The following is a 24,838-nucleotide window of genomic DNA, read 5'->3' as shown; positions in this document are numbered from 1 at the left end:
AATAAGGGTAGGGAATGACAACTAATTGTAGTATAACACAGTACAAAACACATAATAAAAAATTATTCATGTTAAAGATAAAACAGGAAATATATAAAAATAGCTTACAAATAATATTAAAATTGCTGTTTGCTTTGCTATGTTTTTTTATAATATTATTTCCGTTAGTGAGTTATAAAATAAATATTCAAAGCAGAATTTTTCCCGCGATGGAAATTATATTTATTTATTATTTTATGTCGTTATATTCCTTAAATATTTTTAGTATATTTTTTCTCGGTTTATTTATAGATCAAGTAAGCGGTATGCCTATCGGTACAAATTCGTTAGTTTTTTTGTCGGCATATATAATATATAAACTCTCTTCAAAATTTTTTATAGCTAAAAACTATTTGATAAATTTTGTTGTTTTTTGTGTTTATTGCTTATTTATATTGAATTTTAAATATTTACTAATAACAATCAAGAAGCTAGAAGTAGACGGATATTTAATAATTTTCTTTCAATTTTTAACAACTATATTTTCTTATAATATAGTTCGTCTTATAATTGACTCTCCTATGAATTACTTTAAAAAGTATGCTAAATAAAAAAATACTACATGGTGAGTTAATTTCACGAAGGGCCTTTATAATCGGATTAGGTAAACTCGGATTTTTATCACTGCTTGGAATAAGAATGTTTTATTTACAACTTATTAAAAGTGAAGAATATAAGACTTTATCGGATAAGAATCGTATTAATTTCGTTGTACTTCCGCCGACTAGAGGAAGAATTTACGATTTAGACGGCAATATTTTAGCTACTAATAAACCATGTTATCAGCTAGTAATAGATAGGAGCATTAATAATAATTATCGGGATGAATTAGAAATAATTAGTAATATTCTAAATTTATCTCCGGAAAAATATAATTATATTAAGCAAAAAATTAAAAAATCTAGTCGCCACACTCCTTTAATAATACTTGATCAGCTTGATTGGCAGCAAGTATCAATGATTGAAGAACAAAAGCATAAACTGGCTTCAATATTTATCGATATAGGATATTTAAGGTTTTATCCTTTTTCAAGCACTACTTCTCATTTAATCGGTTATCTAGGTCAAATAAATGAACAAGAGAAGCAAGAGTTAAATATACATAGCTTAAGTGATTTTAATATTGGTAAATCCGGTATCGAAAAATATTACGATAATAAATTACGAGGAGAATTCGGTTATAAAAAAGTTGAAGTAAACGCTTACGGTAAGCAGGTAAGAGAAATAGCAGGAACCCCTACTAAATCGGGTGAAGATATGTATTTAAATATCGATGCTTCTCTTCAGCAAAATATCCAGCAATATTTAAATCCTAAAGGTTCTTCGGCAATAGTTATGGATACTAGAACTGGAAACATACTAATTTGTGCTTCCACACCGGGTTTTGAATCAAATAATTTCAGTAAATTATCGGAAAATTATTGGCAAAGTTTAATGAGCGATCCTTATAAGCCTTTAATTAATAAGGTAATACAAAGCTCGTATCCCCCAGGTTCGGTTTTTAAAATAATTACCGTACTTGCAGCCCTTGAAGTAGGTATTAATCCTAATAAAACCGTTTTTTGCGACGGTAGCTCTGCTCTTGGTACTAATAGCTTTAGATGTTGGAATCATAGCGGACACGGGACGGTAGATATGATGTCTGCTTTAAAGCATTCCTGCAATATTTATATGTATGAGTTAGCCAGAATAGTAGGTCCGGATAAAATTCTTGAAGTCGCAAGAGAATTTGGTCTCGGCTCAAAGACCGGTATTGATTTAGCTCCTGAAAGTAGCGGATTTGTACCGTCAAAAGAGTGGAAAAAGAAAAAATTAAAACTTCCTTGGTTAATAGGGGATAGTTTTAATTTAGCAATCGGGCAAGGATTTTTAGGAGTAACGCCGATGCAGCTTGCAAGATTTATTACGGCTATTGCAAGTAACGGTAAACTATATACGCCTAGAATATTAAAAAATGATCCGGAATTTTATAATGTCAATATTAAGCCTGAAAATATCAAAATTATACAAGAAAGTTTGTATAATACCGTTAATGTTGCGGGAGGTACGGCGTATTATAATAGAATTTTAGGTGAAAATAGGCAGCTTGCCGGTAAAACCGGTACTTCCCAAGTACAAGGCAAACTAAATGCTAAAGACGATTTAAGCCGTGACTCTATTGCCTGGGAGAGGCGTAATCATGCCTTGTTCTTAGGCTTCGCTCCTTATCACGATCCTCGTTACTCCGTTACCGTTTTTGTTGACCATGGAGGAGGGGGTAGTAAAGCCGCCGCCCCCGTAGCTCGTAAAATCATGTCAGACGTGCTGGATAAGTATACTCGCTGAATTTGAAAAATTGGCTACGTTGTTTTTTGCTTTTAATCCTCACGTTACTTGTATGTACGCTGCGGTTAAAAGCTTCAAAACCGATTCCTCTTTTCCAAATTGAGCTTCGTATACCTACTATGTGTTTTGGTGTGTTATTAATTTAATTACAAAGAATTAACGCTCCTGATTTTAAAACTTATACTAGTGACGAAGTTAGGGAATGGTTAAAAAAGAAAAATGTTTAAAGTCATATGGAAAAATAAGACACGTACAGAACTAGCTGAATTGCCTTACCCTTTAAAAATACTTGATAAAGTAGAATTATACCTTGCTCATATCAAAAAATACTTTATTTTAGTTAGTAATTTGTGTTATTAATAACTAGGCTTTGCGTGCGGAAAATTAAATTAATCTATTTTTTGCTGTAAATCATAAGCTTTTTTTGAAATAGGAATAACTATTATTGCAAAAATCTTATTAATTTTCTTTCACAAAACCTAGGAATTATTACAGAGGTATATATGTCTAAGAAAAAGCAGGACGATCAAATAATAAAAGAATTAGAAGAAAGATTAGCAAAACTTAAAGGCACTCCTCCAACACTTGAAGAATTAGAAGAAAGATTTGCAAAGCTCCAAGATAGACCTTATACCCCCACAAAAAAATCCGGTTATGACTCTGGTTATGAATCCGATGATGAGGTAGATAAGCTAGTTGAGAAGATACAATCCGAGGTTAAATTAGAACAAAAAAGTAAAGCTCTCAATGCTCAAAAAGACCAAGAAATACGTGATAGGCTAGATAAATTAAGAGAAGATAGTCCTGTAACACGAAAAAAGACATCTACAGATCTTTCTTTTAATTATACTAAATCAATAATTACCGATACTATAGATGCTCAGGCAGATATAGCTAGTTCATATGCTAATCGATCTACTGATTTAGAGGAAAAAAAAGCATTATTTAATTTAGCTAATAATCTAACTGAAGTTAGAGATATTATTAGGGATACACCTCCTATATCTAAAGAATATGAGCCTAAAATATTAGATGTTATTGCTAGAGGATTCGGTAAAATTTATGAAGGAATAAAGAAAATAGCTTCGCCTGCAGTTAATATTATAAAAGAAATAGGCAGTAGTTTTGTTAATTCGATTAAATCACTTCCTCAAAAATCTTCCAAACAACAAATAAAAGAATCTAAAATAAAATTAAAGAAGTTATATAAAACATATATTGATTTGAAAGGAGTAAAACCAAAGATAAAAGAAGAGTTTCTTAAAAAACATTATGAGCAAATTGATCAGCTACAAACTCCTCAGGAAATATTTGTAGAAACTGCCAAAATTACTAAATCTATAAGGATAGCCGGAAGACAAAAGATAAATAATCTTAAACAACAACGAATTATTAATAGGATGAAGAAGCAAAGTCCTACTGCTTTCATGAATAATAATTCATTTACACCGTCTAATACTCCTACTAATAAAGGAAAATCTTTGAAGAGCCACCAAAGGTAAAGTGGTAAAGTCTGTGTCATTCCTGCATAAGCGGGGCGTTGCTGCATGGATACCACCCCGTCATTGCGAGCATTTGCGGTGTTGTTGCATGGCTCGTTTTATGTCATTCCCGCGTAGGCGGGACCAGCATAAAGCGAGATAACCTCAGCTTTTAATTTCAAAAAATTTGCTGTATTTATACTTTTTTCTGGATTCCTGCTTTCGCAGGAATGACATAGAACAAAAATTATTCCACTCCTTTCATTCCGTTTGTCTTAGCCTTATCAAATGAAGTATCTTTAATTGTTGCTTCGGTAAAATCGGCATTTGTTAGGTCAGAGTTACTAAAGCCCGCCTGATCAATTTTAGCTGATTTAAATATGCTATCTGTTAATATTGAGTTTGAAAAATCTGTTTTAGTAAGTATTGCTGCAGAAAAATTAGCCTCTTTTAAAATAGAATTTTTTATTACCGTATTTGTTAAATTAGCATTTTTAAAGATACTATTTGAAAAATCTGTTCCATTAAATACTAAACTACTTAAGTCAAGTTTTGTTAAATTTATATTTGTTAGGTTAGTTATTTTTTGCAAATCTTTTACCGAACTTATTACTATATTATTTGGTGGAATTTTGCTCGAATTATCGCTATTTAAAATAATATTATTAGAAACATTAGTATTAATAAAACCGGAATATGCTTGGTAGTTAATATTGTTTATTTGTGAATTAGAAAGGACGGAGTTAATAACCGTAGTATTTGTTAGATTAGAATTTATTAGAGCTACTTGGTTTAAATTACCTAAAGTAATTTTAACATCTGAAAAATTTACGTTTTGTATTAAAGATTTAGAAAAATTTACATTATTAAATTGTCCGTTAGTTATATTTGAGTTTATTATTTCACTGCTGTTTAAGTCAGTATTAATCACTATAAATTGTTTAAAATCATTATTGCTAAAAATATTATTAGTATAGTTTATATTATCTAAAGTAATATTTGAGCCTTTAGTTTTATTAATCCTTACAAAATTAGCATCACTATTTTTTATTGATAAATTATTAAATTTGTTATCGTTTAGACTCATATTATTTAATATAGCATTATCGATTTTAAAATGATTTAAAACTGAACTACTAATTGTACTATTTTGTAAATCACATTTAGTAAGGCTAATATTCTGTAATGTTGAATCTTGAAAGGAAGCGTATGAAAAGAAAGAGTTATTACTTTGTACGTTATTAAAGTTTACTTCATTAAAAATACTTTGTGTGAAGTTAGAATCCTTAATTATTACTGCTGTTAATTTAGTTTGACTTAGGTCGCTAGATTCAAAATAATTTTTAGTAAAATTGGTATTATTTATTACACTTTTTTCTAAATCCGTACCGTAAAATATTGAATTTGTTATATTAGTATTTTTAAAGCTATTATTCTTTAGGTTAGTTTTTTGAAAATTAACACCGTCGATAGTGTTATTGCTCCATAATACATGACTAAATTTAGAATTTTCAAAGTTGACATTTATTATAGTAGTTTTATTAAAAGCAGTATCGCTAAAATTTGATTGAACAAAATTTGTATTTTGTAATGTTATATTGTGAAAAATTGAACCTTGAAAGTCAGAATTATACCCGGAAATATTTTTTATTACCGAATCTGCAAAATTACTTTCTTGAATTATAGCATTTGTAAGTATAGCTTTTTCTAAATTACTACCTGCAAAATCAGCACGTAATATTTCGCAGGAAGTTAAATCTATTCCTGATAAATCTTCATTTATTAGCTTTACTCCTATTAATTTGACTCCTTTTAAATTTGAACCGAACTTCTCTTTAAGGTTCACTTTAAGGTTTTTAGAATTTTGCGATATTATATAATTCCGAATTACCGTGCTTTGGCTATCCGTAAGTAATCCATTCGCATCACGAGTAGATTCGGAGCAGCTGCTTAATAACAAATAAATAGTAATTATTGATATGACTTTAAGCATTTGTTTCCTCATATTCTTCTTCATTTATTCTATTTGTGGGAGGTATATGTAAGCTTAATAATTTTAATTTACGATGCAAAGCCGATCTTTCCATACCGACAAATGAAGATGTTTTTGAAATATTATTATTAAAACGACTCATTTGTGCTGATAGATATTGACGCTCGAAAACTTCTCTAGCTTCTCTAAGCGGCATAGATAACATATCAAAACTATCTTCAAGTTTTGTGAGATTAGCACTATTTGCTAATATTTCGGAAGGTATCATATAAGGTTTGATAATTTCATTATTACCTGTAGTTAATGGATTCATAATTAAAGTCCATTCAACTACATTACGTAATTGTCTAATATTACCCGGCCATTCATAGGATTGAAGAGCAGCGATAGTTTCATCAGCAAAGTTACGTTCTTTTAAACCTGAAAATTTTGAAAGCTGCTTAACAAAATATTTAACGAGTAGTGGTATATCTTCTTTTCTCTCATATAATGAAGGTACTTTTAGAGAGGATACATTAAGGCGATAATATAGATCTTCTAGGAATTTGCCGTTATTAACTTCATCTTGAATATTTTTAGAAGTACCAGTGATAATTTTTATATCAACTTTAATATTTTTTCCACAAGGCTTTGTAATAGTTTGATCTTTAAGGAATTTTAATAATTTTACCTGGATAGGAATAGGAATATTACTGACCTCATCTATATATAAAGTACCGTTATTGGCAAATTCTAAGATAGTAGGGCGTTTAGTATTATTTTCCTGCTTTTCCGATTCGCCGAATAATTCTTGATTAATTTTTTCTGTAGTCATACAGGTAGGGCTGAAAATAATGAACGGATTATTAACCCTTTTAGATTGTTTATGAATTAACCTCGCTGCAAGTTCTTTACCGCTACCGACTTTACCGTGAATCATTATACGACTGCTAGAGCTAGCTGCCTTTTCTATTTCCATTTTATATTTTAAAGTTACCGAACATCCGCCTACTAATTCAGTTTTATCTATAACTTTTGATTTTAAATCTATATTTTCACGTTTTAACTTTGTTACTTCGCAAGCTCTTTTAAGTAAAATAACTAATTTATCATTATTAAAAGGTTTTTCTATATAATTGTAAGCACCCATTTTTATAGCATGTACTGCTGTTTCTATAGTACCGTGACCGCTAATAATTATTACCGGCATTAAAGGATAGCGTTTTTTAATTATCTCTAAAATCCCAAGCCCGTCAATTTCACTTCCTTGAAGCCAAATATCAAGTATAACTGCAGAGACGGGTTTTTCGGAAAGTATTTTAAGAGCTTGAGTACTATTAGCGGCAACCTTAGGATTAAAACCTTCATCTTTCAAATTTGCAGCAATGAGATTTCGTATACTCTCTTCATCGTCTACTATTAAAACATCGAGTTGTGACATTACAATTTACCTTAAAAATATTAATCAAAGCCTAAATATATACGTTAATGCCGAATGTAAAAGAAAGCAACATTTTTTTATAACATTTTTGTCACAATAGCTATTTATAATGTAAAGGTTGGCTAAGATTACATAATATTAAAATTATTTAAGGAATTTTAATTAATTTTATTTGCAGTTTGTAAGATTGTAAGGGATTATATATAATGAGGGTACTGTGTGATATTGTCATTCCCGCGTATGCGGGAATCTAGTGCTTTTCTGTGTCACCCCGTGGCTTGACCACGGGGTCCAGTTACTAATAATAAAATTATTAGTATTATTAAGTTATTTTTATGGATACCGTGGTCAAGCCACGGTATGACATCAGACTTATACAACAAAGCATCTAACAAGCAGTAAAACCAATTTTAAAAATTATGCTTAACATCTTTTTAATTATTATTTCATTATTTATTTGCTTAATAACCTACCTATTTATCAAAAAAACAGATATTTTTACAAATTTATTGATTTTAAATAGCTCCACGACTTTAGTGAGTTTATTTATTTGCTGTTTAGGCTTATACTCAGGCAATAGTTCATATTTGGATATAGCAATTATTTACTTTCTTTTAAGTTTTATAGCAACAAACGGATATTTAAAATATTTTATAAATGAGTCAAATGAAAACAAAACAGATTGATACAATAGACCTCTTGCATAACGTAGTTAATAAAGAGGAATTTGAAGGAAACACGCAGTGCAGAACCGCAGCGTACAACTTAGTACGTGAGGATTCGAGCATCGGATTGACGTACAAATTACCTTTAGAAACAAGTTATGCAAGAGGTCTAATAATCTTAGGATGTGGCTTGAGCGGTATGCTAACTGCACTTTCTTTTGCACAAAAGGGTATAAAAACTACTATATTCGAGAGTAAATCGGTAAAAAGTCCAGAGTTTTTTAAAGATATAAGAACTACTGCTTTAACGCCGCATTCTAAAAATTTCTTATTCTCTATTGATATATGGGAAGAGCTTGAAAAGTTTGTGGCAAAAATGCAAGACGTATATGTAGTAGATAATAAGGCTTCAGAGATATTAGACTTACGAAATGACGATGACGCTGTACTTGGATATGTGGTTAAGAATAGTGATTTTAAAAAAATACTATTGTCAAAAATAACTAATAATTCTTTGATAACATTAATTGATAATAATCAATATCAAGAGGTTATAAGCCATAATGACTACTCGATTATAAAATTTGATGATAAACAAATTAAGTGTAATTTATTAATTATATGTGACGGAGCAAATTCAAAAGTGAGATCTCATTACTTTGCTAATGAAATTGAGAAACCTTATCAAACTGCTCTTACATTTAATATTAAGCATGAAAATCCGCATGAGAATTGTGCTATGGAACATTTCCTGCCGCTTGGTCCTTTTGCTTTGCTGCCTTTAAAAAATCAATATGCTTCATCCGTAATATGGTCAACTTCTGCTGATCAGGCTGCTTTAATTGTTAATTTGCCTGTAGAAGAAGTTAGATTTTTAACTCAAAGAAATGCCGGTAATTCTTTAGGTAAAATTACTATTGATAGTGAGATTAGTAGTTTTCCGCTAAAAGCTCGTATAGCAAATAGATATTTTCATAATAAGATAGTGCTTATTGCCGACACTGCTCACACAGTACATCCTTTAGCAGGACAGGGGCTTAATCAGGGCATAAAGGATATAGAGACTTTGAGTATGATTGTTAGTAATAACGGTACATTACAAGAATATCAAAAGCTAAGGCAAGAGGATAATTTTATTATGTATAAGCTGACTGATGAGTTAAATAATATTTTTTTAAATTATTCCAAAAATTTAAGATGTTTAAGACAAATAGGATTTAAGGCGATAAATAACTTTAAGCCTATAAAAAACTTCATTACTAGCTATGCGATGGGGAAGAGGTGAGTGTTCCTATGTCATTCCCGCGTAGGCGGGAATCCAGAAAAAAAATATAAATACAGTAAATTTTTAAAATTAAAAGCGAAAGTTATCTCGCTTTATGATGGATTCCCGCCTACGCGGGAATGACATAAAAGAGCGAGAATGACATCGAATGTGAAATAACATAGAACATAATTTTATGAGATATGTATGAGTAAAGAAAATTTAAGCAGTAAATCATCTATTAATGTTCCTGAAGAAGGAGTAAAAAATGCAGCAGAAGATAATAAGCTTGAATCTTCAATAAATACTCCTGAAAGAGTAGAGCCTTTAGAAGCAGCACAAACAAAAGCTTCTGAGCCTCCACAGGAACGGCAATCGCAAAATAAGCCGGTAGGAAAAAGAACGCTGAAAGAGGATACGGCACTTTACGGTGCTAGAGTTGCTCGTGCCGGAATCGCTGCAAGTGGCGTAGCAATCGAAGTGGTAAAGGAGGGTAGTAAAGTTATCGCTAGTCCTGCTCATATAGTAGAAGGAGTAATTAACGTTGGAGAAAAAGTAGCAAAAGCTTATGATCCGGTTGATAAACTTCAGCAAGGTGCAAAAATTAAAGAAAAAGGTCCCCCAAACCCTGGTATTGCCGATAAGGTGCTTGATAAAATAAACCAAATAAATAGTTTAAAAACATCAATAGGAAATTATGAAGATAAGAAAGACTTGCTTGAAAAAGAAAGGCAAGCAAAAATAGATACCAAAGCCTTAGAAGAGTTTTTAGCTACAACCCCTAAAATTGATCAATTAAGTCAGGGGCAGCTAAAAGAACATTTTAATGTAACTAGAGCAAAGGTTGCAGAGAGACCTGAATTTGCTCCTCCTGCTGGAAAAACTAATTTTGAAAAAGCTAAATCAGCAGTAAAAGCAGGAGTCGGTTACTTTGTTGAATCGCAATTTGGTGATTTAAAAGAAATATACGGTAAAAAGGAAGAGCAGAAATCTAGTAACGTTCTTATTACTCCTAATATTCAAAAGCCGAAAACTCCTAAAATTGCTAAAGCAGAAGAAAAAGTCCATCATATGCAGGAAAGTTTAACGCACGGTAAGGTTACTTCTCGCAGTAATAATATATCGCCACTACCAACACAGGAAGAAGTGCATCTAAGAAACAAGAATCTTCAAGAGGAGTTTAGTTGTTAGTTAAAGCTTATAATAGTGTAATAGACTATCTCTTGCCACAGAGATGTTTAAGCTGTTCGGAAATATTAGGGGGGAACGGTGAATTTTGTAGCGATTGTTGGAAGAAGCTAGAGTTTATAGCAAGACCCTATTGCATTATATGCGGACAAAGATTTAGTATAAAAATCTTAGATAACTGTATACTTCTTCAACATGAAGAGTTGTTAAAATGATTAGGCACAATGGTTTGAAAATTGTCATTTACCAATGAAGAAATTTTATTTTTATATTTTTCAATATTTTCAAAAAATATTCGTATAGAATCAGTAAATGTCTCAAAATTCGCATAAAATTTATTGTTACTTACAACAGAATGCATAAATTTCCACAGTCGTTCAATTGGATTCAAATTAGGACTATATGCTGGCAAAAATAGTAACTCTATTTTACTGTATTGTAGATATTCTTTTACCTTTTTTGACCTATGATATCCAGCATTATCGCATATCAAATAAATCTTACTTTTATCTTGATTATTTGCTTCTAATTTCTTTAAAAATTCAATAATATAATCACCATTAACCTTAGGATTGTCAGTTGTTACTACCTCTAAATCCTTAAGATTAATAGCACCAATAATATGTTTACGCTTCCAACCACTGAAACTTGGTAATGTTTTAACTACATTCTTTCTAATCCAACCAAATCTTGCTCGAGTTTGGTATTGAGGATGAACACTATCCATAAAATAAATAGACTCATCTTTAGCTAAATTATTTTTTAGCAAACTATATTGCAGCTTAAATTCCTCTTGCTTAGCTAAATCTATTTTTCCAGGCATTAACTTAGGTTTCTGATAACTAAAACCAAGTCTGTGTAACAGCTTGATTACCCCAGCTAATGTATAGATTACTCCATATTGACGTTCTATGAACAAACCTATATCTCTAGCATACACATAATTATTATTTTCTAGATGAACTATTAACTCTGCTTCCTCCTGTCTAGTAAGGTTACTATCACTACCGCCATTTCCAGGCTTAAGCTTCTGAGCATTATGATAATGGAAGTGTTGAGAGATAAGAAATTAAGTAGAGAATTATAGGAAGGATATTTTTTTGGAAGAAATAGTGTTTAAAATTAAGATAATTTTTGTTCAGTATATTCTTTAACTTGAAAAGTTGGAAAATGAATATTTAGATGAGCGAATAATCAATGTTCTTATGGATAATTAATATCTAATACTACCAATTTTTCAGGTAAAAGAAGTATATATACAAAATTAGTAAAAATCAGTGGAGATTTTGTTATTATCTATGCGTTATCCATTATAATATTAGCTAGCCGTTAAAACGGTTAAGCGTTTCAAATTAAAACATATAGCATTCATAAATTCCGAGAATTGATTTTTGGCAATACCAATATATCTGACACGTTTATTATCTTGTGAGAATACTCTTTCAAAAGGTGCTCTAATTTTTGTATAATATCTATCAAGGTCAAAATTTTTATCTTTCATGTTATTTTTCTTTACAGCACAAAGATGCACTTCTTGCCTAGTTGCTGTATCTTTGGTAGACTTTGTACAATATGCTTTATCTACATATGCAGCACCGGAGCATGGCATAACGTGTTTAAAACCTTTGCTATCAGTAACATTTGCAGAGGTAACTGCAACCTTATTAATAATCCCTGATTGGATATCAACGCTAACATGTTTTTTATAACCATACCAAAACTTATTACCTCCTTTACAACCAATTTTAGCTTGTTTATCATTCGCAACTTTGGGCAAAGTCTCATTATTTAGCTTGTCATATTTTTGCTTCCTCAACTCATCACGTTCTGTCCAAAGACTAGCTTTTGAGATCAAATGAGAGGCATCTACAAAGGTAAATACCTCGCTCATATAACCTTGCTTTCGTAGTTGTTCTCTAAAGTTTGCAAATATTTTTGATAGTAAGTTAGTACCTATTTTCTTACGTATTTTACTAAACACACTATAATCTGGAGTCGTCTCTGTAAGAGCAAAATCACAAAACCATTTGCCGGCATTACTATCAGCCAAATAACGTTCTAATTCTCGATCAGATAAGTCTTCCATAAATTGTAGAAGTAAACATTTAAATAACCTCAATGCTCCATAGCCTTTATAATTAGCTTCAGTTTCTATCGCTAATAACTCTCTTTCAACTACTTTGAAATTAAATTAACTTTTAAATTTACGATATTGATGTTCCGGGCTAACTAATTCATCTAAACTGACCATTGTTATTTGATGCTCTGATATTTTTTACTTTCTTATTTTTTTATCACATTATAACCTTTTACTCTTCATAGCTCAACACTCCCATAGAACGTCAATATGGAGTAATCTATACATTAGCTGGGGTAATCAAGCTGTTACACAGACTTGGTTTTAGTTATCAGAAACCTAAGTTAATTCCTGGAAAAATAGATTTAGCTAAGCAAGAGGAATTTAAGCTGCAATATAGTTTGCTAAAAAATAATTTAGCTAAAGATGAGTCTATTTATTTTATGGATAGTGTTCATCCTCAATACCAAACTCGAGCAAGATTTGGTTGGATTAGAAAGAATGTAGTTAAAACATTACCAAGTTTCAGTGGTTGGAAGCGTAAACATATTATTGGTGCTATTAATCTTAAGGATTTAGAGGTAGTAACAACTGACAATCCTAAGGTTAATGGTGATTATATTATTGAATTTTTAAAGGAATTAGAAGCAAATAATCAAGATAAAAGTAAGATTTATTTGATATGCGATAATGCTGGATATCATAGGTCAAAAAAGGTAAAAGAATATCTACAATACAGTAAAATAGAGTTACTATTTTTGCCAGCATATAGTCCTAATTTGAATCCAATTGAACGACTGTGGAAATTTATGCATTCTGTTGTAAGTAACAATAAATTTTATGCGAATTTTGAGACATTTACTGATTCTATACGAATATTTTTTGAAAATATTGAAAAATATAAAAATAAAATTTCTTCATTGGTAAATGACAATTTTCAAACCATTGTTCCTAATCATTTTAACAACTCTTCATGTTGAAGAAGTATATATATAGAGAAAGGGTGAGATGGGTTAGGGTGATTGTGGTCGGAGATTTATGTCATTCCCACGAAAGCGGGAATCCAGCATAAAGCGAGATAAATCGAGCTTTTAATTTCAAAAATTTGCTGTGTTTATGCTTTTTTTACTGGATTCCCGCTTTTAGCTAGGAATGACATCGATCCTTAAGTCGACATCCATGCCCTTCCGCAGGAATGAGCTATACAATATTACTTACCTATGCAGAAATTTTTAAAGATCTCGCCTAGTATTTCTTCTACGTTAATAACTCCCGTAATAGCACCGATGCAGCGTGCCGTCATTCTAATATCTTCAGTTGCTAGAACTAAATCATTATCTAAACTAAAAGCCGTTAAATGTGAGAGAGCTTGTTTTAAATAATGACGATGACGTTGATTTGTTATGTAAGGCGTTTCGGTAAAACCCGCCATATTTTCGGCAATATTTTCGATATTTTTTAATATACTTGAAAGAGCAATATTATTTTTTACTGAAACTCTTAAGCATTTATATTTATCTTCAATAGAAAAGATTTTACTAGGTTCAATTAAATCGATTTTATTAATTATCACGATAGTATTTTCATCAATTAAACCTGTAATATCTTCATTTATAGAGGAATCTAATTTTTCGGCATCAAACATAATAATTTTAATATCCGCTGTTTTAGCCGAATTAATAGCTCTTTTTATACCTTCTTGCTCGATAATGTCACTACTTTCTTCTCTTATACCTGCCGTATCCTGTAAAATAATAGGGTAGCCGCCAATGTCTAAATGACCTTCAATTATATCTCTAGTAGTTCCTGCAATATTCGAGACAATTGCTATATCTCTCTGCATTAAGAAGTTTAGTAAGCTAGACTTACCGACATTCGGCGGACCGATAATTGAAAGCTTAAGACCACTATTGAGTAATTCTCCTCGTCTATTATCATTAAGATAATTAGATATTTCGTTTATAAGGTTTTTATGAGTGTTGTTAACGTCATTAAGAACGCTATCAGGTATATCTTCATCAGGGAAATCTATATAAGCTTCAAGCAGAGAGATAATTTTTAAAAGCTTGCTACGCCAGTTATTATATAATTCTTCAAGCCCACCGCTTGCCTGTCTAATTGCTTGCCTATGCTGCATAATAGTTTCAGCATTAATTAAATCGGCTATCCCTTCTGCTGCCGTTAAATCAAACTTATTGTTTAAAAAAGCTCTTTTCGTAAATTCTCCTGCTTCTGCTAAACGAATATCAGCTATATTTAACAATGTGTTAATAAGCATTATGGAGATAGCTTTACTGCCGTGCGTATGAATCTCAACTACGTCTTCACCGGTAAAGCTATTAGGTGATTTAAAATAAACAACCATAGCATTATCAATTAGCTCCTTAGTTTCGGGAACTGTAATTTGTTGATAATACATGATAAGTGGTTTAAAGTCCGCTCTGCCGGTAAGTAGCTGTAAAACTTCTAAGCTTTTAGGACCAGAAATCCTAAAAACCGCTACGCCTGCTTTACCGAATGCAGAGCTTTGTGCAAATATCGTTTCCATTTATTTTATACACTCTTGTTTATTAAATAATATATAATATAATAGCATAGCATATGATAGTACATGATAGCATATAATATTATTCTTGAGAAAATCATGACCCCAAAAACCACCTCTTTTAATTGTAGTCGTTTAAATTGTCAAATCCCGAATTATAAAACTAAAATGCTAGAACTTAGCAAGGAACGTGAGTCAAGTTCCATATATACCTCTAGTAAATGAAAAATTGTCAAAGAAGTCAGCAAGTGTTATTAAGTAAGAATGGATTTATAGAAAATTAACATCAGTAGAAAAAGAAGAATTAAAGCTTTACCATAGAAGCGAAAGGGATAAGAGGATTTGTGATAGAATCAAAGCTGTTTTCATGTATGATGATAGCTATAGTATTGATGAGATATCGAAAGTGTTATTACTGAGTGATGGGGAGGGATAAGAAAACATTTAATAGATTATCATAATGCTCAGAAGCTTAAGCCTGGAAATGGCGGTAGTGATAGTAAACTTACTAGACAGGAGGAAGCAGAGTTAATAGTTCATCTAGAAAATAATAATTATGTGTATGCTAGAGATATAGGTTTGTTCATAGAACGTCAATATGGAGTAATCTATACATTAGCTGGGGTAATCAAGCTGTTACACAGACTTGGTTTTAGTTATCAGAAACCTAAGTTAATGCCTGGAAAAATAGATTTAGCTAAGCAAGAGGAATTTAAGCTGCAATATAGTTTGCTAAAAAATAATTTAGCTAAAGATGAGTCTATTTATTTTATGGATAGTGTTCATCCTCAATACCAAACTCGAGCAAGATTTGGTTGGATTAGAAAGAATGTAGTTAAAACATTACCAAGTTTCAGTGGTTGGAAGCGTAAACATATTATTGGTGCTATTAATCTTAAGGATTTAGAGGTAGTAACAACTGACAATCCTAAGGTTAATGGTGATTATATTATTGAATTTTTAAAGGAATTAGAAGCAAATAATCAAGATAAAAGTAAGATTTATTTGATATGCGATAATGCTGGATATCATAGGTCAAAAAAGGTAAAAGAATATCTACAATACAGTAAAATAGAGTTACTATTTTTGCCAGCATATAGTCCTAATTTGAATCCAATTGAACGACTGTGGGAATTTATGCATTCTGTTGTAAGTAACAATAAATTTTATGCGAATTTTGAGACATTTACTGATTCTATACGAATATTTTTTGAAAATATTGAAAAATATAAAAATAAAATTTCTTCATTGGTAAATGACAATTTTCAAACCATTGTTCCTAATCATTTTAACAACTCTTCATGTTGAAGAAGTATATATTACTTACCAACTTCCATAATTTATCTCTTCAAATAAAAAAAATTCTTGCCGATTCCTCTATGACTTGCGTATAGTACTTGTCATATTACGTTTTAAAGGAAAGAAAGGAACATATTATGACAATAAGACAAATGGTAAAGCCGGTAATTATAGGTATATCCGGTCCTGAATTAACCGATGCCGAAAGAGAATTATTTGAAGAGCATAATCCTTTAGGTGTAATTTTATTCCGTCGTAATATTAGAAAGAATGATAACGGTGAGCAGGATAAAGAAACTCTTATTAAGCTTATTGCAGATATAAAAGAAGTATTAGGAGAAAATACTATCATCTCTATAGATCAAGAGGGCGGTAGGGTAAAAAGGCTCATAGCACCGACTTTTTATGACGCTCCGGCTGCGAAGGACTTTACTGATCCCCAAACATGTAAACACAATTATAGCAATATAGGCAAAGAGCTAAGAGAAGTAGGTATTAATCTAGATTTTGCTCCGATAGCGGATTTGATTCACGAAGGAGCAGACAAGATAGTCGGAGATAGAAGTTTTGGTTCAGAGCCGGAAGTAGTCGTACCTTTATGTTTAGCTGCTATAGATGGATTACAAGAAGAGAAAGTCGGGGCTTGCATCAAGCACATTCCAGGGCATGGTAGAGCTAAAGTAGATAGCCATATAGGGTTACCTATTGTTGATACTAGCTTAAAAGAACTAGAGGATACAGATTTTAAAGTATTTAAGGAGCTAGCGAAGCACGATAATATTAAGCTTGCTATGACGGCACATATAATTTACAAAGCTCTTGATTCTGAGAATCCTGCTACCCTATCAAAAAAAGTTATAGACTATATTAAAAATAATATCGGCTTTAAAGGGCTTATTATTTCCGATGCAATAGATATGAAAGCTTTAAGCGGTAGTATGGCAGATATTACCAAAGGAGTTTTAGATGCAGGCGTAGATGTAGTGCTTGAATGTACCGGAGAATTTAACAAAATGTCTGAAGTTCTACGTAGTGTTTCGGAATTTTCTATGGATAAATTTTCTGACCTGTTAATTGCTTGATGCTGTGTTCATTTAATGTCATACCGCGGCCCCGCCGCGGTATCTTAGGACGCAGTCTGTGATGCAAGATCCCGTGATCAAGTCACGGGATGACAACGGAACTACATTAATCTAAGTTAAAATTAATTAAACAATTTTATTGAAAAAATTTATTTTTACTATTAATCTGTTTTTTAATTTTTAGTTAAAGAATTAAGTTTATAAATTACTTGAATAGTATTATGAACAATCTTGTGGATTTAAGTTCTAAAATCTATAGGTAATCTTTACTAAGAATAGAGATATATAGAATTTTAGGTAGCAGGAGGGGATTTGATTTGTGATATTATTAATCTGCTTAAAGAAGATTTAAATAAAGCAGATATAGAAAATGAGATATATATGCGTCTTAAAGAACCTTATTCTGTTTTAAAAAAGATGAAAAGGAAAGAAGTGCCGATTGATGCGTTGAAAGACTTAATTGCATGTAGGATTATAGTTAAATCTAAAGCTCTATGCTATAATGCTTTGGACGTAGTTAAGAGTTCTCCGCATTTAGATTGGTTATACACCAAAGATTATATAAATAGACCAAAAAGCACCGGCTATCAGTCTCTTCATAATATAATGCAGCTTTTACACTCTAAACGTAATTTTGAAATACAGATAAGAAGTGAAGATATGCATAAAGATGCTGAGTTTGGTAGAGCGGCTCATTTAAATTACAAAGAAGAACAAGACTATCATTTGAAAAAAGTTTTTGACGTTAGTAATGACCCGATACTTTCTAAAGCACGTCAAATGGTGAAACAATTTGAAGGATTAGAAGAGCAAATTGTAGAATATGAAAAAGAAATTATGCGTATTTGGGATACTAAATACGATGAAATGCTAAAATGGGAAAATACTGCTGAAGTGCTAATATTTAATGAAGAGTAGTTTTCTCGTCATTGCGAGGAGGCATTGTTGCGTGGATCGGTAAAACCAACTGTGGAAGTGTTGAGAGATAAGAAATTAAGTAGAGAATTATAGGAAGGATATTTTTTTGGAAGAAATAGTGTTTAAAATTAAGATAATTTTTGTTCAGTATATTCTTTAACTTGAAAAGTTGGAAAATGAATATTTAGATGAGCGAATAATCAATGTTCTTATGGATAATTAATATCTAATACTACCAATTTTTCAGGTAAAAGAAGTATATATACAAAATTAGTAAAAATCAGTGGAGATTTTGTTATTATCTATGCGTTATCCATTATAATATTAGCTAGCCGTTAAAACGGTTAAGCGTTTCAAATTAAAACATATAGCATTCATAAATTCCGAGAATTGATTTTTGGCAATACCAATATATCTGACACGTTTATTATCTTGTGAGAATACTCTTTCAAAAGGTGCTCTAATTTTTGTATAATATCTATCAAGGTCAAAACTTTTATCTTTCATGTTATTTTTCTTTACAGCACAAAGATGCACTTCTTGCCTAGTTGCTGTATCTTTGGTAGACTTTGTACAATATGCTTTATCTACATATGCAGCACCGGAGCGTGGCATAACGTGTTTAAAACCTTTGCTATCAGTAACATTTGCAGAGGTAACTGCAACCTTATTAATAATCCCTGATTGGATATCAACGCTAACATGTTTTTTATAACCATACCAAAACTTATTACCTCCTTTACAACCAATTTTAGCTTGTTTATCATTCGCAACTTTGGGCAAAGTCTCATTATTTAGCTTGTCATATTTTTGCTTCCTCAACTCATCACGTTCTGTCCAAAGACTAGCTTTTGAGATCAAATGAGAGGCATCTACAAAGGTAAATACCTCGCTCATATAACCTTGCTTTCGTAGTTGTTCTCTAAAGTTTGCAAATATTTTTGATAGTAAGTTAGTACCTATTTTCTTACGTATTTTACTAAACACACTATAATCTGGAGTCGTCTCTGTAAGAGCAAAATCACAAAACCATTTGCCGGCATTACTATCAGCGAAATAACGTTCTAATTCTCGATCAGATAAGTCTTCCATAAATTGTAGAAGTAAACATTTAAATAACCTCAATGCTCCATAGCCTTTATAATTAGCTTCAGTTTCTATCGCTAATAACTCTCTTTCAACTACTTTGAAATTAAATTAACTTTTAAATTTACGATATTGATGTTCCGGGCTAACTAATTCATCTAAACTGACCATTGTTATTTGATGCTCTGACATTTTTTACTTTCTTATTTTTTTATCACATTATAACCTTTTACTCTTCATAGCTCAACACTCCCACTGTGTCACCCCGTGGCTTGACCACGGGGTCCAGTTCTTGGTGTCATTTCCACGCTCCTCTATGTCATTCCCGCGAAAGCGGGATCCAGTTTAAAATATTAAAATTTTAGTATTTTTAGTTGTTTTACTGGATACCGTGGTCAAGCCACGGGGTGACAGCAAAAAGTAATGGATTCCTGCTTTCGCAGGAATGACATCGGTATCTACGCGGGAATAACATAAAGGGCTGGATACCGTGGAGGGGCCACGGTATGACACTGATAAGGCATAACACCAATGTGATAAAAATATAACATTTATTAAAACCTTATAAAAACACTACAGCGATGCTTGTAATTATATACAATATATAGTATGCTACAGCCTGTAGTTTGGAAACTATTGAAACAAAATATTAGGTTATTTCCTTATCAAATGCGGGATATATTGACTCACGTTTGATAAGTTTGTTTTAATATTAGGTACTAAATTTTAACTTAAATATAGGAAAAAAAATTATGGCTCAAAAACCAAATTTTCTAAAAAAATTAATTGCCGCAGGATTGGTAACTGCTTCTACAGCTACCATAGTAGCCGGCTTCGCAGGCTCAGCTATGGGTGCTGCTACACAGCAGAATAGAACGACAGCTGGAGCTGCTACAACTGTTGACGGTGCGGGATTTGACCAAACTGCCGCTCCTGCAAATCTTGCAGTTGCTCCAAATGCAGTTATTACGGCTAATGCTAATAATGCTATTGCCAATAATGATCTTAGCGGCGTAGGAACAATAGATTCTGGTGCTGCGGCTTCTACATTAGTATTTAATTTAACAAACCCTACAACTCAAAAAGCTCCTCTTATACTTGATAATGCTGCAAGAGCTAATGGTACATTAAATGTTACTAATGGATTTATTCAAGTTTCAAATAAAACTTTTGCTACTATTAAGACAATTAATATCGGTGACGGTCAAGGTGTCATTTTCAATACTGATGCTACTAACGGTAATGCTTTAAATTTACAAGTAGGTGGTGCTACTATTAATTTTAACGGAACAGACGGTACCGGTAGATTAGTATTATTAAGTAATGCTGCTGGTGGCGGTGCTACCGACTTTAATGTTACAGGAAGTTTAGGCGGTAATCTAAAAGGTATTATCGAATTTAATACTACTGCAGTAGCCGGTCAACTTATAGCTAATGCAGTAATAGGTACTAATAATGGAGCTGGTAGAGCTGCAGGGTTTGTTGTTAGCGTAGCTAATGGAAATGCAGCAACAATCGCTGGACAAGTTTATGCTAAAGACATGGTTATACAAAGTACTAATGCAGGCGGACAAGTAAACTTTGACCACATAGTTGATGTTGGTACAGACGGTACTACTGCCTTTAAAACAGCAGCTTCTAAAGTTGCAATAACTCAAAACTCAAACTTTGGTGCTACTGATTTCGGTAATCTTGCAGTGCAGATTACAGTTCCTGGTACTAAGATCCTTACAGAGCGGTAATGCTGATGCAAATGTTGCAGTGACAAATAATATTAAAGCAATCGAAGCAGTAGGTGTGGGAGTTGTTAATTTATCAGGAACACATACTGCTGAGCTCCTTTTAGGAAATGCCAGTTCTGTATTTAAACTTGCTGACGGTACAGTTATCAATGGTAAAGTTAACCACACTACTCTTATTGGCGGTGCTCTTGCAGCTGGTGCTATTAAGTTAGATGGAAGTGCTACAATTACTGGTGATATAGGTAACGGTGGTGGTCATGCTGCGTTACAAGGTATTACTTTAGCTAACGATGCTTCAAAAACATTAACACTTGGTGGAGCAAATATTATCGGTACTAATGCCGCTGGAACAATTGATTTCCTAGCTAACGGTGGTACTATTAAATTAACAAGTACTCAAAATAATATTTTAGTTGATTTTAATTTAGCTATCACTACTGATCAAACAGGTGTTGTTGATGCGAGTAGCCTAACAAATAATCAAACTTTAACTATTAACGGTAATATTGGTACTATTGAAGCTAATAATAAAACTCTTGGACAATTTAATATCGGCTCAAGTAAAACAGCTTTAAATAAAGGTAATGTTGCTATTAATGAGTTAGTTATTGGAAATAACGGTTCAGTACAACTCGCTCACAATACTTACTTAATAACAAAAACTACGAATGCTGCCGGTCAAGGTAAAATAATATTTAATCCTGTTGTAAAGGTTAATACGATTCTTGCAGCCGGTACAAATTTAGGTAGTGCAGCAAATCCGCTTTCTGAAATTAATTTTGGATCTAAAGGAGCTAATGCTGATACTATATTAAATGTTGGCAAAGGTGTAAATTTATATGCTACTAATATTACTACTACCGATGCTAATGTAGGTTCTTTCAGCTTTACGGCCGGTGGAACAAATATAGTAAGCGGTACAGTTGGTGGACAGCAAGGTAATAAGTTTAATACTGTAGAATTAAACAAGGGTACTACTGCTAAGTTCTTAGGTAACGCAATATTTAACGGTAAAACTACAATTGAAAATGGTTCAACCTTACAAATCGGTGGTAACTATACTGCGGACTTTGTCGCATCTGCCGATGGTACCGGTATAGTAGAATTTGTTAACACCGCTCCTATTACCGTAACATTAAACAAACAAGCTAGACCTGTTAATTATTTAAAACAAATAACAGTTTCCGGTCGCGGTAACGTAGTGATTAATGAAATAGGTAATGCAGATGATGACCATGGTGCGGCGACTAATACAATTTCTTTTGAAAATGCAAGTTTAGGTGCAGCTTTATTCTTACCCAATGGTATCTTATTAGACGGTTTAACAATTAAAAGTACAGTAGGTAATGAAACAGCTACAGGTGATTTTGATGTTCCTAGACTGATTGTTTCAGGGGGTGATAGTGTAATCGCTGACGGTCAAGCAATCGGTGATCAGGGTAATATTGTAGGTCTTGGTCTTGGAAGTGATAACGGTATTACTGTTAATGATACTACATTATACGCAGGTATTGGTACTGTAAACAATAATCAAGGTACTGTCACACTTAGCGGCGGTATTCCTGACACCCCTGGTACGGTTTATGGCTTAGGTGAAGGTATTGGAGCTCCAAAGTTAGAGCAAGTAACGTTTGCTACAGACTATAACAACTTAGGTAATATTATCGCAACTAACGCAACAATTAATGACGGTGTAACTGTTACTACAGGTGGTGTAGCCGGAACAGATTTCGACGGTAAAATTACCCTTGGAAGTGTTAACGGTAACGCTAATGTAAGATTTGCTGACGGTACATTTTCTGATTCTACAAGTATGATTGTTACTACTAAAGCTAATAACGGTACTGTAACTTACTTAGGTAGTGCATTAGTCGGTAATATAGGTAGTTCAGATACTCCTATAGCTTCTGTTAGATTTACAGGTAGTGATGATGGTGCAGGATTACAAGGAAATATTTATTCACAAGTCACAGACTTTGGTACTGATGACTTAAGTGTTTTAAATTCTAACGTAATTTTAGGCGGTGGTACTACTGCTATTAACGGTGGAATCAATCTTCGTACAAATACCTTAACATTTGCAAGCGGTACTTCAACATGGGGAAGCAATACTTCTATTGAAACTACTTTAACAGTAGCAAACGGTAATATAGGTCACATCGTTATTGCGGAAAATGCTCAGGTTAATAATGCAACAACTACAGGAACTACAACCATTGACGTACAAGATAATGCCAATGCAAATTTCAGCGGTACACAAACTTATACTTTAATCCAAGGTGGTGCTAGATTTAACGGTACTTTAGGAGCTCCTAACTTTGCTGTAACCGGAAGTAATCGTTTCGTAGATTACGGTTTAATACGTGCTGCTAACCAAGATTATGTAATAACACGTACTAACGATGTAGCAAAAGTAGTTACTAATGATATCGCAAATAGCCCATTTGCAGGTGCACCGGGTGTAGGTCAGAACGTTACGACATTCGTAAATTCAACTAATACTGCGGTGTATAATAATCTTCTTTTAGCTAAAAATAGTGCTGATTCTGCTAACTTTGTTGTAGCTATTACTACCGATACAAGTGCAGCAGTAACTAATGCACAATTAGATGTAGCAAAAGACATCCAAGCTCAACTTGGTAACAGATTAGGGACCCTTAGATATTTAGGTACTCCTGAAACTGCTGAAATGGCTGGACCTGGACCTGGACCTGGACCTGAAGCTGGAGCAATACCGGCTGCGGTTGCTGCAGGTGACGAAGCTGTTGACAATGTAGCTTACGGTATATGGGCAAAACCTTTCTATACTGATGCACATCAAAGTAAGAAAGGCGGTTTAGCTGGTTATAAAGCTAAAACCACTGGTGTCGTAATCGGTTTAGATACGCTAGCTAACGATAATTTAATGATCGGTGCTGCTATCGGTATCACTAAAACCGATATAAAACACCAGGATTATAAGAAAGGTGATAAAACCGACGTTAACGGTTTCTCATTCTCTCTATATGGTGCCCAGCAGCTTGTTGAGAACTTCTTTGCTCAAAAAAGTAGTGCAATATTTAGCTTAAACCAAGTGAAGAACAAAAGTCAGCGTTACTTCTTCGATGCTAACGGTAAGATGAATAAGCAAATTGCTGCCGGTAATTACGATAACATGACATTCGGTGGTAACTTAATGGTCGGTTATGATTACAATGCAATGCAAGGTGTATTAGTAACTCCAATGGCAGGACTTAGCTACTTAAAGTCTTCTGATGAAAACTACAAAGAAACCGGTACAACAGTTGCAAACAAGCAAGTTAACAGCAAGTTTAGCGATAGAACCGATTTAATAGTAGGTGCTAAAGTAGCCGGTGGTACTATGAATATAACTGATCTTGCGGTATATCCGGAAGCTCACGCTTTTGTAGTTCACAAAGTAAATGGTAGATTATCTAAAACTCAGTCTCAGTTAGATGGACAAGTTACTCCGTTCATCAGCCAGCCTGACAGAACTGCTAAAACATCTTACAATGTAGGTTTAAGTGCAAGCATAAGACCTGATGCTAAGATGGAATACGGAATCGGTTATGATTTCAATGCTGCAAGTAAGTATACTGCACATCAAGGTACTTTAAAAGTACGTGTAAACTTCTAATCGCTCCCGATTAGCAAGTTTATAACTTTCTAAAGAAAAAAGCCCTCTTTGAAAAAAGGGGGCTTTTTTTTATTCTT

Annotated in this window: 18 protein-coding genes and 3 pseudogenes; 14 read left to right on the top strand and 7 right to left on the bottom strand. The window is 32.6% G+C overall.

The genetic code is table 11. The features are described from left to right. Positions 1-68 precede the first annotated feature (68 nt). The 3 genes from AC5584_RS04350 to AC5584_RS04340 all read left to right on the top strand — a co-directional run bounded on the left by AC5584_RS04350 (position 69) and on the right by AC5584_RS04340 (position 3,866). The gene (locus AC5584_RS04350; protein ID WP_410527167.1) at positions 69-590 is read left to right on the top strand and encodes a hypothetical protein; all 522 of its coding nucleotides are present in this window, start codon (positions 69-71) and stop codon (positions 588-590) included. Further along, positions 580-2,364, top strand: a complete 1,785-nt coding sequence (gene mrdA / locus AC5584_RS04345) for a penicillin-binding protein 2 (protein WP_499162084.1) — start codon at positions 580-582, stop codon at positions 2,362-2,364. Before AC5584_RS04350 ends, mrdA begins: the two co-directional genes overlap by 11 nt. A 503-nt stretch (positions 2,365-2,867) precedes the next feature. Next, positions 2,868-3,866, top strand: coding sequence for a hypothetical protein (locus AC5584_RS04340; RefSeq protein WP_499215995.1), 999 nt, complete (start codon positions 2,868-2,870; stop codon positions 3,864-3,866). Positions 3,867-4,092: 226 nt separating this feature from the next. Here the strand turns inward: AC5584_RS04340 and AC5584_RS04335 are convergent, their stop codons facing one another. Further along, on the bottom strand, positions 4,093-5,838 hold the full coding sequence (locus tag AC5584_RS04335; RefSeq protein WP_499215994.1) for a pentapeptide repeat-containing protein: 1,746 nt from the start codon (positions 5,836-5,838) through the stop codon (positions 4,093-4,095). Then, on the bottom strand, positions 5,831-7,258 hold the full coding sequence (locus AC5584_RS04330; protein WP_499215993.1) for a sigma-54-dependent transcriptional regulator: 1,428 nt from the start codon (positions 7,256-7,258) through the stop codon (positions 5,831-5,833). The genes AC5584_RS04335 and AC5584_RS04330 overlap by 8 nt, the downstream gene beginning before the upstream one ends. A 419-nt stretch (positions 7,259-7,677) precedes the next feature. On the opposite strand from AC5584_RS04330, the gene AC5584_RS04325 reads away from it, so the two are divergent. The 5 genes and pseudogenes from AC5584_RS04325 (at position 7,678) to AC5584_RS04305 (ending at position 10,590) form a co-directional block, all read left to right on the top strand. After that, positions 7,678-7,944 carry a monovalent cation/H+ antiporter complex subunit F gene (locus AC5584_RS04325; RefSeq protein ID WP_499215992.1) on the top strand — a complete coding sequence of 89 codons (267 nt, stop codon included), beginning with the start codon at positions 7,678-7,680 and terminating at the stop codon, positions 7,942-7,944. Then, positions 7,925-9,208 carry a 2-octaprenyl-6-methoxyphenyl hydroxylase gene (gene ubiH, locus AC5584_RS04320; protein ID WP_499215991.1) on the top strand — a complete coding sequence of 428 codons (1,284 nt, stop codon included), beginning with the start codon at positions 7,925-7,927 and terminating at the stop codon, positions 9,206-9,208. Before AC5584_RS04325 ends, ubiH begins: the two co-directional genes overlap by 20 nt. A 186-nt stretch (positions 9,209-9,394) precedes the next feature. Next, positions 9,395-9,596: pseudogene (locus tag AC5584_RS04315) on the top strand (2-octaprenyl-6-methoxyphenyl hydroxylase). A 71-nt stretch (positions 9,597-9,667) separates the two neighbouring features. After that, on the top strand, positions 9,668-10,378 hold the full coding sequence (locus tag AC5584_RS04310) for a hypothetical protein (protein ID WP_499215990.1): 711 nt from the start codon (positions 9,668-9,670) through the stop codon (positions 10,376-10,378). Then, positions 10,372-10,590 (top strand): double zinc ribbon domain-containing protein, encoded by a 219-nt coding sequence (locus tag AC5584_RS04305; protein WP_499215989.1) that lies wholly within the window; start codon positions 10,372-10,374, stop codon positions 10,588-10,590. The genes AC5584_RS04310 and AC5584_RS04305 overlap by 7 nt, the downstream gene beginning before the upstream one ends. Here AC5584_RS04305 and AC5584_RS04300 read toward each other — a convergent pair. Both AC5584_RS04300 and AC5584_RS04295 read right to left on the bottom strand, forming a co-directional pair. After that, a complete protein-coding gene (locus AC5584_RS04300) occupies positions 10,566-11,438 on the bottom strand; it encodes an IS630 family transposase (RefSeq protein WP_499216962.1) in 873 nt (290 codons plus the stop codon). The two genes, AC5584_RS04305 and AC5584_RS04300, sit on opposite strands and share 25 nt — an antisense overlap. Positions 11,439-11,693: 255 nt before the next feature. After that, entirely contained in the window at positions 11,694-12,530 is an 837-nt protein-coding gene (locus AC5584_RS04295) for a transposase (RefSeq protein ID WP_499216961.1), read from the bottom strand. Between the two features lie 179 nt (positions 12,531-12,709). On the opposite strand from AC5584_RS04295, the gene AC5584_RS04290 reads away from it, so the two are divergent. Further along, positions 12,710-13,432 carry an IS630 family transposase gene (locus tag AC5584_RS04290; RefSeq protein WP_499216960.1) on the top strand — a complete coding sequence of 241 codons (723 nt, stop codon included), beginning with the start codon at positions 12,710-12,712 and terminating at the stop codon, positions 13,430-13,432. A gap of 230 nt (positions 13,433-13,662) precedes the next feature. On the opposite strand, the gene mnmE is transcribed toward AC5584_RS04290, so the two are convergent. Next, complete coding sequence (mnmE, locus tag AC5584_RS04285; RefSeq protein ID WP_499215988.1) at positions 13,663-15,000, bottom strand: tRNA uridine-5-carboxymethylaminomethyl(34) synthesis GTPase MnmE; 1,338 nt, start codon at positions 14,998-15,000, stop codon at positions 13,663-13,665. A gap of 429 nt (positions 15,001-15,429) precedes the next feature. Between mnmE and AC5584_RS04280 the strand changes: the two genes are divergently transcribed. The 4 genes and pseudogenes from AC5584_RS04280 to AC5584_RS04265 all read left to right on the top strand — a co-directional run bounded on the left by AC5584_RS04280 (position 15,430) and on the right by AC5584_RS04265 (position 18,296). Next, positions 15,430-16,305, top strand: coding sequence for an IS630 family transposase (locus tag AC5584_RS04280; protein ID WP_499216959.1), 876 nt, complete (start codon positions 15,430-15,432; stop codon positions 16,303-16,305). Positions 16,306-16,313: 8 nt separating this feature from the next. Continuing rightward, positions 16,314-16,391 (top strand): annotated as a pseudogene (locus AC5584_RS04275) (MerR family transcriptional regulator); the annotation flags it as partial. Between the two features lie 42 nt (positions 16,392-16,433). Next, positions 16,434-17,378: a glycoside hydrolase family 3 N-terminal domain-containing protein gene (locus AC5584_RS04270; RefSeq protein ID WP_499215987.1), complete on the top strand. Its 945-nt coding sequence runs from the start codon at positions 16,434-16,436 to the stop codon at positions 17,376-17,378. Between the two features lie 312 nt (positions 17,379-17,690). Continuing rightward, on the top strand, positions 17,691-18,296 hold the full coding sequence (locus tag AC5584_RS04265) for a RelA/SpoT-related domain-containing protein (RefSeq protein ID WP_499215986.1): 606 nt from the start codon (positions 17,691-17,693) through the stop codon (positions 18,294-18,296). A 324-nt stretch (positions 18,297-18,620) separates the two neighbouring features. Here the strand turns inward: AC5584_RS04265 and AC5584_RS04260 are convergent, their stop codons facing one another. Beyond that, a complete protein-coding gene (locus AC5584_RS04260; protein ID WP_499216958.1) occupies positions 18,621-19,457 on the bottom strand; it encodes a transposase in 837 nt (278 codons plus the stop codon). Positions 19,458-19,727: 270 nt separating this feature from the next. Beyond that, positions 19,728-19,895 (bottom strand): palindromic element RPE4 domain-containing protein, encoded by a 168-nt coding sequence (locus AC5584_RS04255; protein WP_499215985.1) that lies wholly within the window; start codon positions 19,893-19,895, stop codon positions 19,728-19,730. A 239-nt stretch (positions 19,896-20,134) separates the two neighbouring features. Between AC5584_RS04255 and AC5584_RS04250 the strand changes: the two are divergent. Further along, positions 20,135-24,761, top strand: a pseudogene (locus AC5584_RS04250) (autotransporter outer membrane beta-barrel domain-containing protein). Positions 24,762-24,838 lie beyond the last annotated feature (77 nt).

Source organism: Rickettsia endosymbiont of Villa modesta, from assembly GCF_964026485.1.
Classification (GTDB): Bacteria; Pseudomonadota; Alphaproteobacteria; order Rickettsiales; family Rickettsiaceae; genus Rickettsia; species Rickettsia asembonensis.
This window is presented reverse-complemented; position numbering and strand designations above follow the sequence as displayed.

Coding starts and splice junctions, on each gene's coding strand:
- AC5584_RS04350 (WP_410527167.1), top strand. CDS start 69: ATGTTAAAGATAAAACAGGAAATATATAAAAATAGCTTACAAATAATA.
- mrdA (WP_499162084.1), top strand. CDS start 580: ATGCTAAATAAAAAAATACTACATGGTGAGTTAATTTCACGAAGGGCC.
- AC5584_RS04340 (WP_499215995.1), top strand. CDS start 2,868: ATGTCTAAGAAAAAGCAGGACGATCAAATAATAAAAGAATTAGAAGAA.
- AC5584_RS04335 (WP_499215994.1), bottom strand. CDS start 5,838: ATGCTTAAAGTCATATCAATAATTACTATTTATTTGTTATTAAGCAGC.
- AC5584_RS04330 (WP_499215993.1), bottom strand. CDS start 7,258: ATGTCACAACTCGATGTTTTAATAGTAGACGATGAAGAGAGTATACGA.
- AC5584_RS04325 (WP_499215992.1), top strand. CDS start 7,678: ATGCTTAACATCTTTTTAATTATTATTTCATTATTTATTTGCTTAATA.
- ubiH (WP_499215991.1), top strand. CDS start 7,925: ATGAAAACAAAACAGATTGATACAATAGACCTCTTGCATAACGTAGTT.
- mnmE (WP_499215988.1), bottom strand. CDS start 15,000: ATGGAAACGATATTTGCACAAAGCTCTGCATTCGGTAAAGCAGGCGTA.
- AC5584_RS04270 (WP_499215987.1), top strand. CDS start 16,434: ATGACAATAAGACAAATGGTAAAGCCGGTAATTATAGGTATATCCGGT.